The sequence below is a fragment of the Amnibacterium sp. genome, from assembly GCF_051956055.1.
Lineage (GTDB): Bacteria > Actinomycetota > Actinomycetes > Actinomycetales > Microbacteriaceae > Amnibacterium.
In genome coordinates this window covers 24,798-37,527 of record NZ_JBQCGC010000095.1, presented here as the reverse complement: position 1 = coordinate 37,527, position 12,730 = coordinate 24,798, and the positions used below count along the sequence as shown (strand labels likewise).

The following is a 12,730-nucleotide window of genomic DNA, read 5'->3' as shown; positions in this document are numbered from 1 at the left end:
TAACAAGCCCGGAACACGGCCCTGGCTACGCTGCGGTCATGGCGGACCTCTTCGACGGGTACGCGCGCACGGGCAGCCCCTCCGCGCCCGGCGCGACCGGGCCGTTCGACGAGATGTTCGCCGAGCTGCCGATGACCACGGCCGACGCGGTGCCCCGCGCTCCGTACCGGGAGGTGCACGGCGCGCTCGCCACCATGACCCAGGCGGAGCTGCGGGGGCGGACCGCGGCGCTCGCCGACTCGTACCTCGCGCAGGGCGTCACCTTCGACTTCGCGGGCGAGGAGCGCCCGTTCCCCCTCGACGCGGTGCCGCGGGTGATCGAGGCGGACGACTGGGCGTTCGTCGAGGCCGGTGTGCAGCAGCGGGTCCGGGCGCTCGAGGCGTTCCTCGCCGACGTGTACGGGCCGCAGGCGGCCGTGCGCGACGGGGTCGTCCCGGCGGCGCTGATCAGCTCCTCCTCCCACTTCCACCGGCAGGCGGCCGGGGTCGTGCCGGCGAACGGGGTGCGGATCCAGGTGTCGGGGATCGACCTGATCCGCGACGAGCACGGCGACTGGCGGGTGCTCGAGGACAACGTGCGCGTGCCGTCGGGCGTGAGCTACGTCATCTCGAACCGGCGGGTGATGGCGCAGACGCTGCCGGAGCTGTTCGTCCAGATGCGCATCCGACCGGTCGGCGAGTACCCACGGCGGCTGCTGCAGGCCCTCCGCGCCGCCGCGCCTCCCGGGATCGACGATCCGACCGTCGTCGTGCTCACCCCCGGCGTGTACAACTCGGCCTACTTCGAGCACACCCTCCTCGCGCGCCTGATGGGCGTGGAGCTGGTGGAGGGGCGCGACCTGTTCTGCTCGGGCGGTCGCGTGTGGATGCGGACGACCGCGGGCCCGACCCGGGTCGACGTCATCTACCGCCGGGTCGACGACGAGTTCCTCGACCCGCTGCAGTTCCGTGCCGACTCGCTGCTCGGCTCCCCCGGCCTGATGCTCGCCGCCAGGCTGGGGAACGTCACGATCGCCAACGCGGTCGGCAACGGGGTCGCCGACGACAAGCTCGTCTACACCTACCTGCCCGACCTCATCCGCTACTACCTGGGCGAGGAGCCGAGGCTGCGGAACGTCGACACCTGGCGCCTCGAGGAGCCGGAGGCACTCGCGGAGGTGCTCGACCGGCTCGACGAGCTCGTGGTGAAGCCCGTGGACGGTTCGGGAGGCAAGGGGCTCGTCGTCGGGCCGATGGCGACGACCGCGCAGCTCGACGCGCTGCGCCGGACGCTGATCGCCGATCCGCGGGGCTGGATCGCGCAGCCGGTCGTGCAGCTCTCGACGATCCCGACCCTCGTGGAGGAGGGGGTGCGCCCGCGGCACGCCGACCTGCGGCCGTTCGCCGTGAACGACGGGCGCGACGTGTGGGTGCTGCCGGGCGGCCTCACCCGGGTCGCGCTGCCGGAGGGGCAGCTGGTCGTCAACTCGAGCCAGGGCGGCGGTTCGAAGGACACCTGGGTCATCGGGTCGGGACCGATCCAGCAGGAGCGGTCCGTGGGCGCGATCGTGCGCGGCCAGGCGGCCCACGACCGGGCCGAGCGGATCGCCGAGCCCCCGTCCCACGAGCCCGATCGCGCGCCGCTCGACGTCGTCGACGACACCGGCGAGCAGCAGCAGCAACAGCAGCAGTCGATGCCCTCCGCCGGTCGAGGTGCGAGCGGAGCGAGCCTCGAGACCACCCCGAGCCTCGAGACCCCGAGCCTCGAGACCACCCCGAACGCCACGGACGAGGGCGCCCCGTGCTGAGCCGGATCGCGGAGAGCCTGTTCTGGATCGGGCGGTACATCGAGCGCGGCGACGGCACCGCCCGCATCCTCGACGTGCACCTGCAGCTGCTGCTCGAGGACCCGTGGGTCGACGAGGACACCGCCTGCAGGGCGCTGCTCGCGGTGATGGGCTCCCCGCCCCCCGCCGACGGCCCCCTCCGCCGGGGCGACGTCCTCGCGGTCCTCGCCATCGACCGCACCCATCCCGCGTCGATCGCGTACTCGCTCACCGCGGCGCGGGAGAACGCGAGACGCGCGCGGGAGATCGTGAGCACCGAGCTCTGGGAGTGCCTGAACACCACCAGGTCGCGCATGCCGCGGCAGGTATCGCCTGCCCACGTGGCCGAGTACTTCGCCTGGGTGCGGGAGCGCACGGCGCTCGCCGTCGGCATCATCGAGAGCGCGACGAGCCGTGACGACGCGTGGCAGTTCTTCACCCTCGGCCGGAGCATCGAGCGCGCCGACATGACGGCCCGGCTGCTCGCGACCCATGCCCCCACCGGCAACAACGGCCCGAGCGGGACGACGTTGCTGCGCTCGTGCGGCGGCTACGAGGCCTACCTCCGGACCTACCGTGGCAACCCGTCGGCGCAGAACGCGGCCGAGTTCCTCGCGGTGGATCGGCTGTTCCCCCGCTCGATCCTGTTCTCGATCCAGCGGGCGGAGTCGTGCCTCCGGCAGCTGGAGCCGCGCAACGAGCGCGTCGGGACCTCCGATCGCGCGCTCCGGGTGCTCGGCCAGATCCGCTCCGAGCTCGAGTACCGCCCCATCGACGAGATCCTGGCGCAGCTCGGGGTGCAGATGGAGGCGGTGCAGGGCGCGACCTCCGCGGCGTCGGAGGCGATCCGGCAGCGTTACTTCCCGACGAACGCGACGCCCGTGTGGGTCGGGGAGTTCTGAGCCGTGGCGAGAAGGATGCGTGGTGCGGCATGAGCCGACTCCGGGTCAGGCATGCGACCGGCTATCACTACGGCGGTGAGGTCACCCAGTCGTACAACGAGGCCAGGATGCTTCCCGGCAGCGACGACGGCCAGTTCGTGCTCGCCTCGCATCTCGAGATCTCCCCCATCTCCTCGTCGCACGGGTACGTCGACTACTGGGGCACCCGCGTGAACTCGTTCGAGATCCTCACGCCTCATCGGGAGCTCTCGCTCACGGCGACGAGCCTCGTGGAGGTGCGGCGCGAGGAGCACCGCTCGGCCCCGCTGACCTGGGAGGAGCTCGCGCGGGCCGCGCAGTCGTCCGTCGAGACCGTCGAGCAGCTCCAGCAGACCGTGTCGACCGAGCCGCCGGCGGAGGTCGTGGAGCTCGCCCGAGCGGCGGCCGCGGACCTCGCTCCCTGCGCCGCCGCGCTCGAGGTCTGCCGGGAGATCCACCGCCGCATCGTCTACATGGCCGGCGTCACCGGGGTGCAGTCCACCGCGCAGGAGGCGTGGGCGCACGGCCGCGGTGTGTGCCAGGACATCGCGCACATCGCGATCGGTGCGCTGCGGGCGATCGGCGTGCCGGCCAGGTACGTCTCGGGCTACCTCCACCCCGACCCGGCCTTCCCGGTCGGCGTCCCCGTGACGGGTGAGTCCCACGCGTGGGTCGAGTGGTTCTGCGGCTCGTGGCACGGCTTCGACCCGACGAACGACCTCCCGATCGGCGAGCGGCACGTGCTCGTGGGCAGGGGGAGGGACTACGGCGACGTGGCGCCGCTCCGCGGGATCTACGCCGGGCCGTTCGGCAGCCGGCTGTTCGTGGAGGTGGAGATCACGCGGGAGGCGTGATCAGTCCTCCTCCGGACCCGGGTTCTCGGATCCCCGCCCCGGCTCCTCCACCTCGTCCGGTTCCGCGGGCCCGGGGTTCGACGAGCCGCGCCCGGGGATCTCCCCGCCGGGACCGGGATCCTCCGTGCCCTGCCCGGGCGAGCGGGGCTCACCCTCCTCGGGGCCGGGGTTCGAGCTGCCGATGACGTCGCTGTCCATGGCGGCACGGTACGCGCGCGATCCGGATGCGCGCAGCGGGTGTGCACGACTGTTCGGGAAGGATGGCGGCATGAGCCGCGTGATCCTGGTCCGTCATGGTGAGACCCGGTCGAACGTGCAGGGGCTGCTCGACACGGCGATCCCGGGCGCGGAGCTGACGCCCACCGGGCGGCGGCAGGCCGATGCGCTGGTCGGTGTCCTCGCCGACGAGCGCATCGACAGGGTGGTCGCGTCCCCGCTCGCCCGCACCGTCCAGACCGCGACCCCCATCGCGGCGGCGCGGGGTCTCGACCTCGCCACGGACGCGGGGCTGCGCGAGGTCCTCGCGGGCGAGCTCGAGCTGCGCGCCGACCGCGAGGCGCACCTGCGCTACCTCGGGACGGTGCTCGCCTGGGCGACCGGTGATCTCGCCGCGACGGTGCCCGGCGCACCGGAGACGGGGGAGACGTTCTTCGAGCGCTTCGACCGGGCGATCGCCGCGGCGCTCGACGGCGCGGACTCGGTGCTCTGCGTGAGCCACGGCGCCGCGATCCGCGCGTGGGCGTCGGCTCGGGCCGTCAACGTGCCCGACGACTTCGGCGCCGAGCACGGGCTGCCGAACACCGGGGTGGTGATCCTCGACCGCGTCGAGGGCGACTGGCTGGTCGACCGGTGGACCGACCGCCGCATCCCGGCGGCCGAGAGCGACCCGACGGGCGCCGCGCTGCCGTGAACGACGCGCGGCGTGCCGGGTGGCTCTCGGCGGGCCTCGCGCTCGTCACGGTGCTGCTCGGCGTCGTCGCCGTGCTGCACGGGCCGGTGGCCCGTCCCGTGTTCGCGGTCCTGCCGGGCGGTCCCGTCCGCATCGCCGACCTCCGCGTCGGGGACGCGGTCCTGATCCCTCCCGCGCTCGTCGCGGTGGTCGCGGTGATCCGGGCGCGCGGGCGGCTCGCGGGCGGCGCCGTCGCCTGGGCGCTCGGAGCGGCGAGCCCGATCGTGCTGGTCCTGGTCGCCCGCTTGAACGGGATCGCCGACGCGGTGGCGATCGTCCTCGTCTACGCCGCGAGCGGTGGCGCCGTGCTGCTGCGGTCCCTGCACCGACCGGGCGGCGATCCGCGCCCCCTGCACTGGTCGGCGGTGCTCGGGATCGTGCCGTGGGGGACGGTGGCGTTCACGCAGATCGGGGGGCTCCTCACGGGTTCCCCACCGAGCGGGGGTGTCCGCGTGCTCACCGTGGTGGTGCTCGCGGCCGCGGTCGCCGAGTTCGTCGTGGCCGAGCGGCGCCGAGATCGCCCGGCGCCGGCAGCGGCCGGGCTCGCCCTCGTGGCCCTGCCCGCGGTGCTGCTCGCGGTGCTCGTGCCCGCCCTCGTGCCCGGTTGACCGACTCGAGGGGCCGGTGCGAGCTCCTCCGCAAGGGGTTGCAGCCGGTTCCCAGACAGCGGTAACAGGCGCACGGGACGATGCAGCCATGAAGACGCCGTTCGGACTGCTCGACCTGTCCGCCAAGGAGAGCCGCCGCCCGGGCGCCGCGCTGGTCGCCGGCGTCGTCGCCGGGCTCACCTCCGGTGCCGTGAAGATGGGCTGGGAGGCCCTGTTCCCGCCGCGCACGCCCGATCGGGAGGTGCCGCCCGTGACCTTCCTGAAGCAGCGCGGCGTCGACCCGGACGGCGCGACCTACGAGTACAACGGCAACCAGGTCCCCTGGGGTGTGCTCGCCGTGCACTTCGGCTTCTCGGTGGTCACCGTCGCGGCGTACTCGGTCGCGGCCGAGTACCTCCCCAGGACGAAGCTCTGGGCGGGTGCCGCGTACGGCATCGGCGCCTTCGTCGTCGCGCACGAGATCGTGCTCCCGAAGCTCGGGCTGAGCCCCGCGGCGAAGGACCTGCCTCCGGAGGAGCACGCCTCCGAGTTCCTGGGGCACATCGCCTGGCTGCTCGAGGCCGAGCAGATCCGCAAGGCGGTCCGGCTCGCGATCGCGGGCGTGCCCGACGCCGACACCAGGGCGAACGCGGCGGCGAAGCTCGCCGACACCGCGCGCGCCGCGTTGAAGCGCTGAGCCCCGTGCGGCGGGTGCTCCTCGTCCGCCTCGACAGCATGGGCGACGTGCTCATGGCGGGTCCCGCCGTGCGCGCCGTCGCCGCGCGTGAGGACACCGAGGTGTGGATGATGGCCGGGCCGCGGGGGAGGTCCGCGGCGCGCCTCCTCCCGGGCATCGACCAGTTGCGGGTGGTCGGCATCCCGTGGATCACGGCCGTGGACCGGCCCGTCGACGCCGAGCTCGTCGCCGACGTGAACGCCGTGGTCGAGGAGTGCCGTCCGGACGAGGCGATCATCCTCACGTCGTTCCACCAGTCGCCGCTGCCGATCGCACTCCTCCTCCGGCTCGCGGGGGTGCCGCGGATCCTCGGCGCGTCCGTGGAGGCCTCCGCCGGGCTGCTCGACGAGCGGTGGATCCCGGGGGAGACGTTCCCGGAGGACATCCCCGAGCCGGAGCGGAACCTCGCTATCGTGCGCCTCGCCGGCTACGCGCTCCCCGACGAGGACGACGGGCGGCTGCACGTGCGGCTCCCTCCGGCGAGACCCGCGACGCTCGATGCGCTGCCCGACGAGTACGTCGTCGTGCATCCCGGCGCGCAGTACCCGGCCAGGGAGTACCCGGCGCACCACTTCGCCGAGGTCGTGCGACTGCTGGCGGAGGCGGGGCATGCCGTCGCGGTCACCGGCGGCGAGCACGAGCGGGAGCTGACCGCGCGGGTCGCCGGCAGCGACGGCATCGACCTCGGCGGCCTGCTCGACCTCGGCGGCACGGCGCTCGCGCTCGCGGGCGCCTCCGTCGTGGTGGTCGGCAACACGGGACCCGCGCATCTCGCGGCCGCCGTCGGCCGACCCATCGTGAGCCTCTTCTCCGCGGTCGTGCCGCCCGAGCGCTGGGCGCCGTACGGGGTGCCGGTCGAGCTCCTCGGGCAGCGGGACGCGCCCTGCGCGGGCACCCGCGCCACGCTCTGCCCCGTGCCCGGCCATCCGTGCCTCACGTCCGTGGCGCCGACCGTGGTCGTCGCCGCGGTCGATCGGCTGATCGCGGCCGGCTGAGCCCGCTCAGCCCCGAGGGGCCAGGGCGCCGAGCACGAGGTCCGCGGCCAGCGCCGCCGCGCCGAGCACGGGAGCCGCATCCCCGAGCGGGTCCGGCTCGGGCACCGGTTCGACGCCCTGCCGCGCGCACGCGGCGACGACGCGGTCGTGGAGCTCGGGCCGTGCGCCGAGGGCGCCGGAGAGCACGACGAGATCCGGATCCACCAGGGCGGTGAGATCCCGCAGCAGGAGCGCGACCCCCGTCGCCTCCTCCGCGAGCGCGGCCTCGGCCGCCGGATCCCCGGTCGCCGCGGCCGCGAACAGGTCGTCGAGCGCCCCGGGCAGCGGCGCGGCGGGCGAGTGACCCGCCGCCTCCAGCAGACCGGCGAGCGACAGGGCGTCCTCGACCGTCCGGCCGCGCCCGATCGGCGATGCGAGACCCTTGATCTCCCCCGCGCGGCCTCGCGCCCCGCGCAGGATCGTGCCCTCCATGATGAGCGCCACGCCCACGCCGGCGCCCACGTGCAGGTGGAGCACGCTCGGCGGGGTCGGACCCGGCCGGTACACGAGCTGCGCGATCGCCTCGCAGTTCACGTCGTTCTCGGTCCAGACGGCCGCGGGGGCCACCGGCGCGAGGGCCGCCAGGAGCCGCACGTCCACGTCCTCCGCGCCGAGGCCGAGGAGGTCCTGCCGCACGGGGACGGCACGCGGGACCGCGATCGCGGCGCCGAGCAGGCCGCCCTCGGACTCGGAGAGCTCGTGGGCGAGGTCGGCGAGGGCGTGCGCGGCCAGCTCGAGCTGGTCGGGCCACTCGCGCGAGACGGTCGGCGCGGGATTCGGGACGAGTCGCTCGGCCACGACCGTGCCGTCGAGCCGGGCCGCCGCCACCCGCAGCCGTGCCGAGCCGAGATCGATGCCGGCCACCCAGCCCGCACGCCGGTGCAGCGCGTACCGCAGCGCGGAGCGACCGGTCCGGCCCTGCTGGACCGCGACGGCCTCCACGAGCTCCCGCTCCTCCAGCTCGACGACGGCCGCGGAGATCGTCTGCTTGGTGACCCCGAGGGCCTCCGCCAGCTCGGGAGGGGTGGCGCGGCCGCTGTCGAGCAGCGCGCGGAAGGCGCGCGCCGCCGTCTCGCCCAGGGGTTCGGGCAGCGTCATCGGGCCTCCTCACGTCGCACGGGAACACTCGCACATCTTCGTTCGTTCAGTTACCATACGAAGAGATCCAGATCGGATCGACGACTCCGAGGGGGAGCCATGACCACGCGCATCACCGAACTGGTCCGCGAGCTGTTCCTGCGCTGGGACCGCTACTCGGCCCTGCAGTTCAACGCCCCGCTGACCATCCAGCTGTTCCACGACGGCCGATGAGCCGCCTCCTGAGCCGGTTCGCCACCGCGACCGCCACGAACCCGCTGCTCGCCCACGGTCCGCGCACGCACCGGACCGGCGTCGAACTGCCGGGGAGCGCCTCCGCGCCCGTCCGCAGCCGGCGCCGCCCGCTCGACGTGGACGCGCCGAAGGTGCACCTCGGCCACGCGGGTCGCGCCGCCTGAGCCGACCCGCGCACCACCGCTCCGCGCTGGGGAGCACGACAGCAGGAACCGGCACCATCGGCAGGACCCAGGGGGCTTACCCGGCCTGCTGATGCTCCAGGGTCCTGCTGTCGTGCTCCGGGAACTGCTCCGGCGGGGGGCGGGACACGCGCCCGGAGGCGCTACCGCCGGAGCTCGAGGTACTTCGCGATGAGGGACTTCGTGCTCGGGTCCTGCGACGCGAGCGCCTCGGTGTCGCCCTCGACGGCCGGCGCGATCTGCAGCGCGAGCTGCTTGCCGAGCTCGACGCCCCACTGGTCGAACGAGTCGATGCCCCAGACGGTGCCCTCCACGAACGTGATGTGCTCGTAGAGCGCGATCAGCTGGCCGACGACCGAGGGGGTCAGCGCCGGCGCGAGGATCGAGGTCGTCGGGCGGTTGCCGCTGAACGTGCGGGCGGGTACGACGGCCTCCGCGGTCCCCTCCGCCCGGACCTCCTCCGCCGTCTTCCCGAAGGCCAGCGCCTTCGTCTGCGCGAAGAAGTTCGCGAGGAAGAGGCTGTGCACGTCGGTGTCGCCGTCCCGCAGCGGGTGCGCGGGGTTCGCCACGGCGATGAAGTCGGCGGGGATCAGCCGGGTGCCCTGGTGGATGAGCTGGTAGAAGGCGTGCTGGCCGTTCGTGCCCGGTTCGCCCCAGAAGACCTCGCCGGTGTCCGTGACGACCGGGGAGCCGTCCCACCGGACGCTCTTGCCGTTCGACTCCATCGTCAGCTGCTGCAGGTACGCGGGGAACCGGTGCAGGTACTGCGCGTAGGGCAGCACCGCGTGGCTCTGCGCGCCGAGGAAGTTCGAGTACCAGACGTTCAGCATGCCCATCAGGACGGGCACGTTCGACTCGAGCGGCGCGGTCCGCATGTGCTCGTCGACGGCGTGGAAGCCGGCCAGGAACTCGGCGAACCGATCGGGCCCGATCGTGATCGCGAGCGACGTGCCGATCGCGGAGTCGACGGAGTAGCGGCCGCCCACCCAGTCCCAGAACCCGAACGCGTTCGCGGGGTCGATCCCGAACGCCGCCACCTTGTCGAGCGCGGTCGACACGGCCACGAAGTGCTTCGAGACCGCGTCGCGGCGCGACTCGTCGGTGTCCTCGATCGCGCCGGCGTCCGCGAGCCCCTTCCAGAGCCAGTCGCGGGCGAGCCGCGCGTTCGTGAGGGTCTCGAGGGTGCCGAACGTCTTCGAGGCGACGATGAACAGCGTCGTCTCCGGGTCGAGGTCCGCGGTCTTCTCGAAGAGGTCGGTCGGGTCGATGTTCGACACGAACCGCGCCTCGAGGCCCGCTTGCACGTAGGGCTTCAGCGCCTCGTAGACCATCACGGGCCCGAGGTCCGAGCCGCCGATGCCGATGTTCACGACCGTCTCGACGCGCTTGCCGGTCACGCCGGTCCAGGAACCGTCCCGTACGGCGTCCGCGAACGTCGCGATGCGGGCGAGCACCTCGTGCACGTCGTGGTCGACGTCCTGGCCGTCGACGGTCAGGGGCGCAGCCGGCTCGAGCGCGCCCCCCGCCGGGCGCCGCAGGGCGGTGTGGAGCACCGCGCGGTCCTCGGTGACGTTGATGTGCTCGCCGGAGAGCATCGCCCGGTACCGCCCGGCGACGTCGACGGTGCGCGCGATCTCCAGGAGGTGCCCGAGGATCTCCTCCGTCACGAGGTTCTTCGAGAGGTCCACGGTGAGGTCGGCGGCCTGGAAGGTGTAGCGGGCGGCGCGCCCCTCGTCCTCGAACCAGGCGCGGAGGTCCGGCGCGAAGTCCTCGGCGAGGTCGGTGAGCGCCTGCCAGGCGCCGGAGGTGGTGGGGTCGACGGGTGAGGTCGTCACGGGGGCACGAACCTTTCGTTCGGAACTGTGGTGGCCGCCCGCCTTCGGGGCGGGGCCGGAGGAGCCGCGCCGCTCACGAACGCTAGTGCCCCAGGCTGCACGGTCGCTCGCCGTCGCCCGACACGGGGGTGCCGGCGCTCGCTAGATTCGGGGCTCGACCGCGCTGCGGCGGGAGGAACGGGGTTCGGCATGATCGTGGGCATCGAGACGGGCGGCACGAAGGTGGTCTGCGCGGCCGCGCGGGCGGACGCCCCCGACGTCCCGGTGCTCACCGGACGCTTCCCCACGACCACGGCCGACGAGACGATCGGTCGGATCCACGACTTCATCGCCGAGGCGGGGGCCGAGGATGCCGTGGAGGCGATCGGCCTGGCCTCCTTCGGCCCCGTGGACGCGGACCCCGCCAGCGCCCGGTACGGCTGGATCACCACGACCCCGAAGCCCGGCTGGGCGGACGTCGACCTGCTCGGCCGCGTCGTGCCGCGCGGCACCCCGTCGGCGTTCGTGAGCGACGTCCTCGGTGCCGCGGTGGGGGAGCTCCGCTACGGGGCGGGCCGCGGCACCTCCTCCCTCGCCTACGCCACGATCGGGACCGGGGTCGGCGTCGGGATCGTCGTCGACGGGCGCCCCATCGGCGGCGACGGCTGGCCGGAGGTGGGCCACCTCCTGGTGCGCAGGCACCCCGACGACGACTACGCCGGCAACTGCCCGTTCCACGGCGACTGCCTCGAGGGCCTGACCGCGGGGCCGGCGGTGCTCGGCAGGTGGGGTGCGGACGCGTCCTCGTTCCCGGAGTCGGAGCGCGCGGGCCGCATCGCCGTGCTCGCCTCGTACATCGCGCAGATGGCCTACAGCGTGATCCTCACGACCGGGTCGGAGAAGGTCGTGCTCGGGGGCGGCGTGATGCTCTCCCCCGGCCTGCTCGAGGCGACGCGAGCCGCCCTCCCGGCGATCGCTCGCGGCTACGGCCCGAAGGCGCTGTCGGTGTCCGACCCGTCGGAGGTACTGGTCGCCCCCGGTGTGCCGGACTCCCCCGGCGTGATCGGCGCCCTCGCGCTCGCCGCCGACCTGCTCTGATTTCATTGCCGCGCCGCCGCCGCCGCCGCTGCGGCGCGGCTGGACGCTCCGCGGCCCTGAACGGGCCGCGATGCGCGTGGGTGGGTCGGGTCGTGTGGGCGGGGGGTCGTCCCCGCTGCGGCTGGACGCACCGCGGCCCTGGACGGCCCGCGATGCGCACGGGCTACTGCGTGCGGAGCTCCGGGGCGGGCTCGCCTGCATGCCGACGGAGGTAGACCGCGCCGATCGCGGCCGTCGCCAGCCCCGCGAGTCCACCGGCGATGAGGCCGTCCCGGGGGCCGAGGACGTTCGCGATCCACCCGATCAGCGGGCCGCCGAGCACGGTGCCGCCCATGACCGTGGCCATGTAGAGCGCCATCACCCGACCGCGGACCACGCGGTCGACCCCCATCTGGACCAGCCCGTTCGCGGTGGTCATGAAGGTCTGGGCGGCCACCCCGACGAGCGGCAGCACGATCGCGAGCCACAGGTACGAGGGAGCGACCGATCCGAGCAGCAGGCCGACGCCGAACAGCACGCCCGCGAGCACGAGCAGCGGGAACCGCGGTGCGGGGCGGCGGGCGGAGAGCAGCGCTCCGGTCACCGCGCCGATCGCGAGCGCGGAGGACAGGAGCCCGTACCCGGTCGCTCCCTGACCGAAGAGGACCGCCATCGTCGACGCGTAGATCGCGAAGTTCAGGCCGAACGTGCCGAGCACCGCCACCATGACGAAGACGATCGCGAGGTCGCGCCGCCGCACGACGGTCGTGAAGCCCTCGCCGATGTCGCTGAAGGATCGGTGCGGGCGTCCCGCCGCGTCGAAGGCGGGCGCGTGGATGAAGCGCAGCGAGGTGAGCACCGCGGCGAAGCTGGCCGCGTTGATCACGAACACCCAGCCCGGGCCGACCGCCTCCGTGAGCAGGCCCGCGACCGCGGGGCCCAGCAGCCGCGCAAGGTTGAAGGAGGCGGAGTTGAGGGCGACCGCGTTGGAGACGTCCTCCGGTCCGACCAGGTCGGAGACGAAGCTCTGCCTGGCGGGGGCGTCGAACGAGGCGGTGATGCCGAGCAGCAGCGCGAAGCCGTAGACCTCGAGGAGCGTGCCCGCGCCCGTCAGCACCAGGACACCCAGCCCGAGGCCGAGGATGCCCATGGTCGCCTGCGTGATGGTGAGCAGCGTGCGCTTCGGCACCCGGTCCGCCACGTACCCGGTGACGGGGGAGAGGAACAGCTGCGGCCCGAACTGCAGCGCCGTGGTGACACCGACCGCGAACGCGTCGTGGTGCGTCAGCCGGGTGAGGACGATCCAGTCCTGCGTCGTCCGCTGCATCCATGTGCCGACGTTGGAGACGATCGCACCGGAGGCCCACAGGCGGTAGTCGTGCACACGGAGGGAGCGGAACATCCCCGCACCGGTCACCGCGCTCATCGTCGTCGAGTATA

General features: G+C 73.7%; 13 protein-coding genes. 9 read left to right on the top strand and 4 right to left on the bottom strand.

Translation table 11 applies throughout. From position 1 onward, the window contains the following. Positions 1-38 precede the first annotated feature (38 nt). From ACTHLI_RS13645 to ACTHLI_RS13635, 3 genes are read left to right on the top strand one after another with little or no spacing between them, the layout of a single operon-like run. The gene (locus ACTHLI_RS13645) at positions 39-1,787 is read left to right on the top strand and encodes a circularly permuted type 2 ATP-grasp protein (protein ID WP_440184684.1); all 1,749 of its coding nucleotides are present in this window, start codon (positions 39-41) and stop codon (positions 1,785-1,787) included. Next, the gene (locus ACTHLI_RS13640) at positions 1,781-2,707 is read left to right on the top strand and encodes an alpha-E domain-containing protein (protein ID WP_440184681.1); all 927 of its coding nucleotides are present in this window, start codon (positions 1,781-1,783) and stop codon (positions 2,705-2,707) included. Before ACTHLI_RS13645 ends, ACTHLI_RS13640 begins: the two co-directional genes overlap by 7 nt. A gap of 29 nt (positions 2,708-2,736) precedes the next feature. Then, positions 2,737-3,579 (top strand): transglutaminase family protein, encoded by an 843-nt coding sequence (locus ACTHLI_RS13635; protein ID WP_440184679.1) that lies wholly within the window; start codon positions 2,737-2,739, stop codon positions 3,577-3,579. Here the strand turns inward: ACTHLI_RS13635 and ACTHLI_RS13630 are convergent, their stop codons facing one another. Continuing rightward, positions 3,580-3,777 carry a hypothetical protein gene (locus ACTHLI_RS13630; protein ID WP_440184676.1) on the bottom strand — a complete coding sequence of 66 codons (198 nt, stop codon included), beginning with the start codon at positions 3,775-3,777 and terminating at the stop codon, positions 3,580-3,582. A gap of 70 nt (positions 3,778-3,847) precedes the next feature. On the opposite strand from ACTHLI_RS13630, the gene ACTHLI_RS13625 reads away from it, so the two are divergent. The 4 genes from ACTHLI_RS13625 to ACTHLI_RS13610 all read left to right on the top strand — a co-directional run bounded on the left by ACTHLI_RS13625 (position 3,848) and on the right by ACTHLI_RS13610 (position 6,846). After that, positions 3,848-4,489 (top strand): histidine phosphatase family protein, encoded by a 642-nt coding sequence (locus ACTHLI_RS13625; RefSeq protein WP_440184673.1) that lies wholly within the window; start codon positions 3,848-3,850, stop codon positions 4,487-4,489. After that, positions 4,486-5,136, top strand: coding sequence for a hypothetical protein (locus tag ACTHLI_RS13620; protein ID WP_440184671.1), 651 nt, complete (start codon positions 4,486-4,488; stop codon positions 5,134-5,136). The genes ACTHLI_RS13625 and ACTHLI_RS13620 overlap by 4 nt, the downstream gene beginning before the upstream one ends. Before the next feature lie 88 nt (positions 5,137-5,224). After that, the gene (locus tag ACTHLI_RS13615) at positions 5,225-5,812 is read left to right on the top strand and encodes a YagU family protein (protein ID WP_440184669.1); all 588 of its coding nucleotides are present in this window, start codon (positions 5,225-5,227) and stop codon (positions 5,810-5,812) included. 5 nt (positions 5,813-5,817) lie between these two features. Beyond that, a complete protein-coding gene (locus ACTHLI_RS13610) occupies positions 5,818-6,846 on the top strand; it encodes a glycosyltransferase family 9 protein (RefSeq protein WP_440184666.1) in 1,029 nt (342 codons plus the stop codon). A gap of 6 nt (positions 6,847-6,852) precedes the next feature. On the opposite strand, the gene ACTHLI_RS13605 is transcribed toward ACTHLI_RS13610, so the two are convergent. Next, positions 6,853-7,983 carry an ROK family protein gene (locus ACTHLI_RS13605; protein ID WP_440184664.1) on the bottom strand — a complete coding sequence of 377 codons (1,131 nt, stop codon included), beginning with the start codon at positions 7,981-7,983 and terminating at the stop codon, positions 6,853-6,855. Positions 7,984-8,192: 209 nt separating this feature from the next. Between ACTHLI_RS13605 and ACTHLI_RS13600 the strand changes: the two genes are divergently transcribed. Further along, the gene (locus ACTHLI_RS13600; RefSeq protein WP_440184662.1) at positions 8,193-8,381 is read left to right on the top strand and encodes a hypothetical protein; all 189 of its coding nucleotides are present in this window, start codon (positions 8,193-8,195) and stop codon (positions 8,379-8,381) included. A 161-nt stretch (positions 8,382-8,542) separates the two neighbouring features. On the opposite strand, the gene pgi is transcribed toward ACTHLI_RS13600, so the two are convergent. After that, on the bottom strand, positions 8,543-10,234 hold the full coding sequence (gene pgi, locus ACTHLI_RS13595) for a glucose-6-phosphate isomerase (RefSeq protein ID WP_440184659.1): 1,692 nt from the start codon (positions 10,232-10,234) through the stop codon (positions 8,543-8,545). Between the two features lie 189 nt (positions 10,235-10,423). Between pgi and ACTHLI_RS13590 the strand changes: the two genes are divergently transcribed. Continuing rightward, the gene (locus ACTHLI_RS13590) at positions 10,424-11,311 is read left to right on the top strand and encodes an ROK family protein (protein ID WP_440184656.1); all 888 of its coding nucleotides are present in this window, start codon (positions 10,424-10,426) and stop codon (positions 11,309-11,311) included. Between the two features lie 163 nt (positions 11,312-11,474). Here ACTHLI_RS13590 and ACTHLI_RS13585 read toward each other — a convergent pair whose 3' ends face one another. Then, positions 11,475-12,716, bottom strand: coding sequence for an MFS transporter (locus ACTHLI_RS13585; RefSeq protein ID WP_440184653.1), 1,242 nt, complete (start codon positions 12,714-12,716; stop codon positions 11,475-11,477). Between the last annotated feature and the right edge of the window lie 14 nt (positions 12,717-12,730).

Excerpts from the sequence above, each read along its gene's own strand:
- ACTHLI_RS13645 (WP_440184684.1), top strand. The coding sequence starts at position 39 with ATGGCGGACCTCTTCGACGGGTACGCGCGCACGGGCAGCCCCTCCGCG.
- ACTHLI_RS13635 (WP_440184679.1), top strand. The coding sequence starts at position 2,737 with ATGAGCCGACTCCGGGTCAGGCATGCGACCGGCTATCACTACGGCGGT.
- ACTHLI_RS13630 (WP_440184676.1), bottom strand. The coding sequence starts at position 3,777 with ATGGACAGCGACGTCATCGGCAGCTCGAACCCCGGCCCCGAGGAGGGT.
- ACTHLI_RS13625 (WP_440184673.1), top strand. The coding sequence starts at position 3,848 with ATGAGCCGCGTGATCCTGGTCCGTCATGGTGAGACCCGGTCGAACGTG.
- ACTHLI_RS13615 (WP_440184669.1), top strand. The coding sequence starts at position 5,225 with ATGAAGACGCCGTTCGGACTGCTCGACCTGTCCGCCAAGGAGAGCCGC.
- ACTHLI_RS13605 (WP_440184664.1), bottom strand. The coding sequence starts at position 7,983 with ATGACGCTGCCCGAACCCCTGGGCGAGACGGCGGCGCGCGCCTTCCGC.
- ACTHLI_RS13600 (WP_440184662.1), top strand. The coding sequence starts at position 8,193 with ATGAGCCGCCTCCTGAGCCGGTTCGCCACCGCGACCGCCACGAACCCG.
- ACTHLI_RS13590 (WP_440184656.1), top strand. The coding sequence starts at position 10,424 with ATGATCGTGGGCATCGAGACGGGCGGCACGAAGGTGGTCTGCGCGGCC.
- ACTHLI_RS13585 (WP_440184653.1), bottom strand. The coding sequence starts at position 12,716 with ATGAGCGCGGTGACCGGTGCGGGGATGTTCCGCTCCCTCCGTGTGCAC.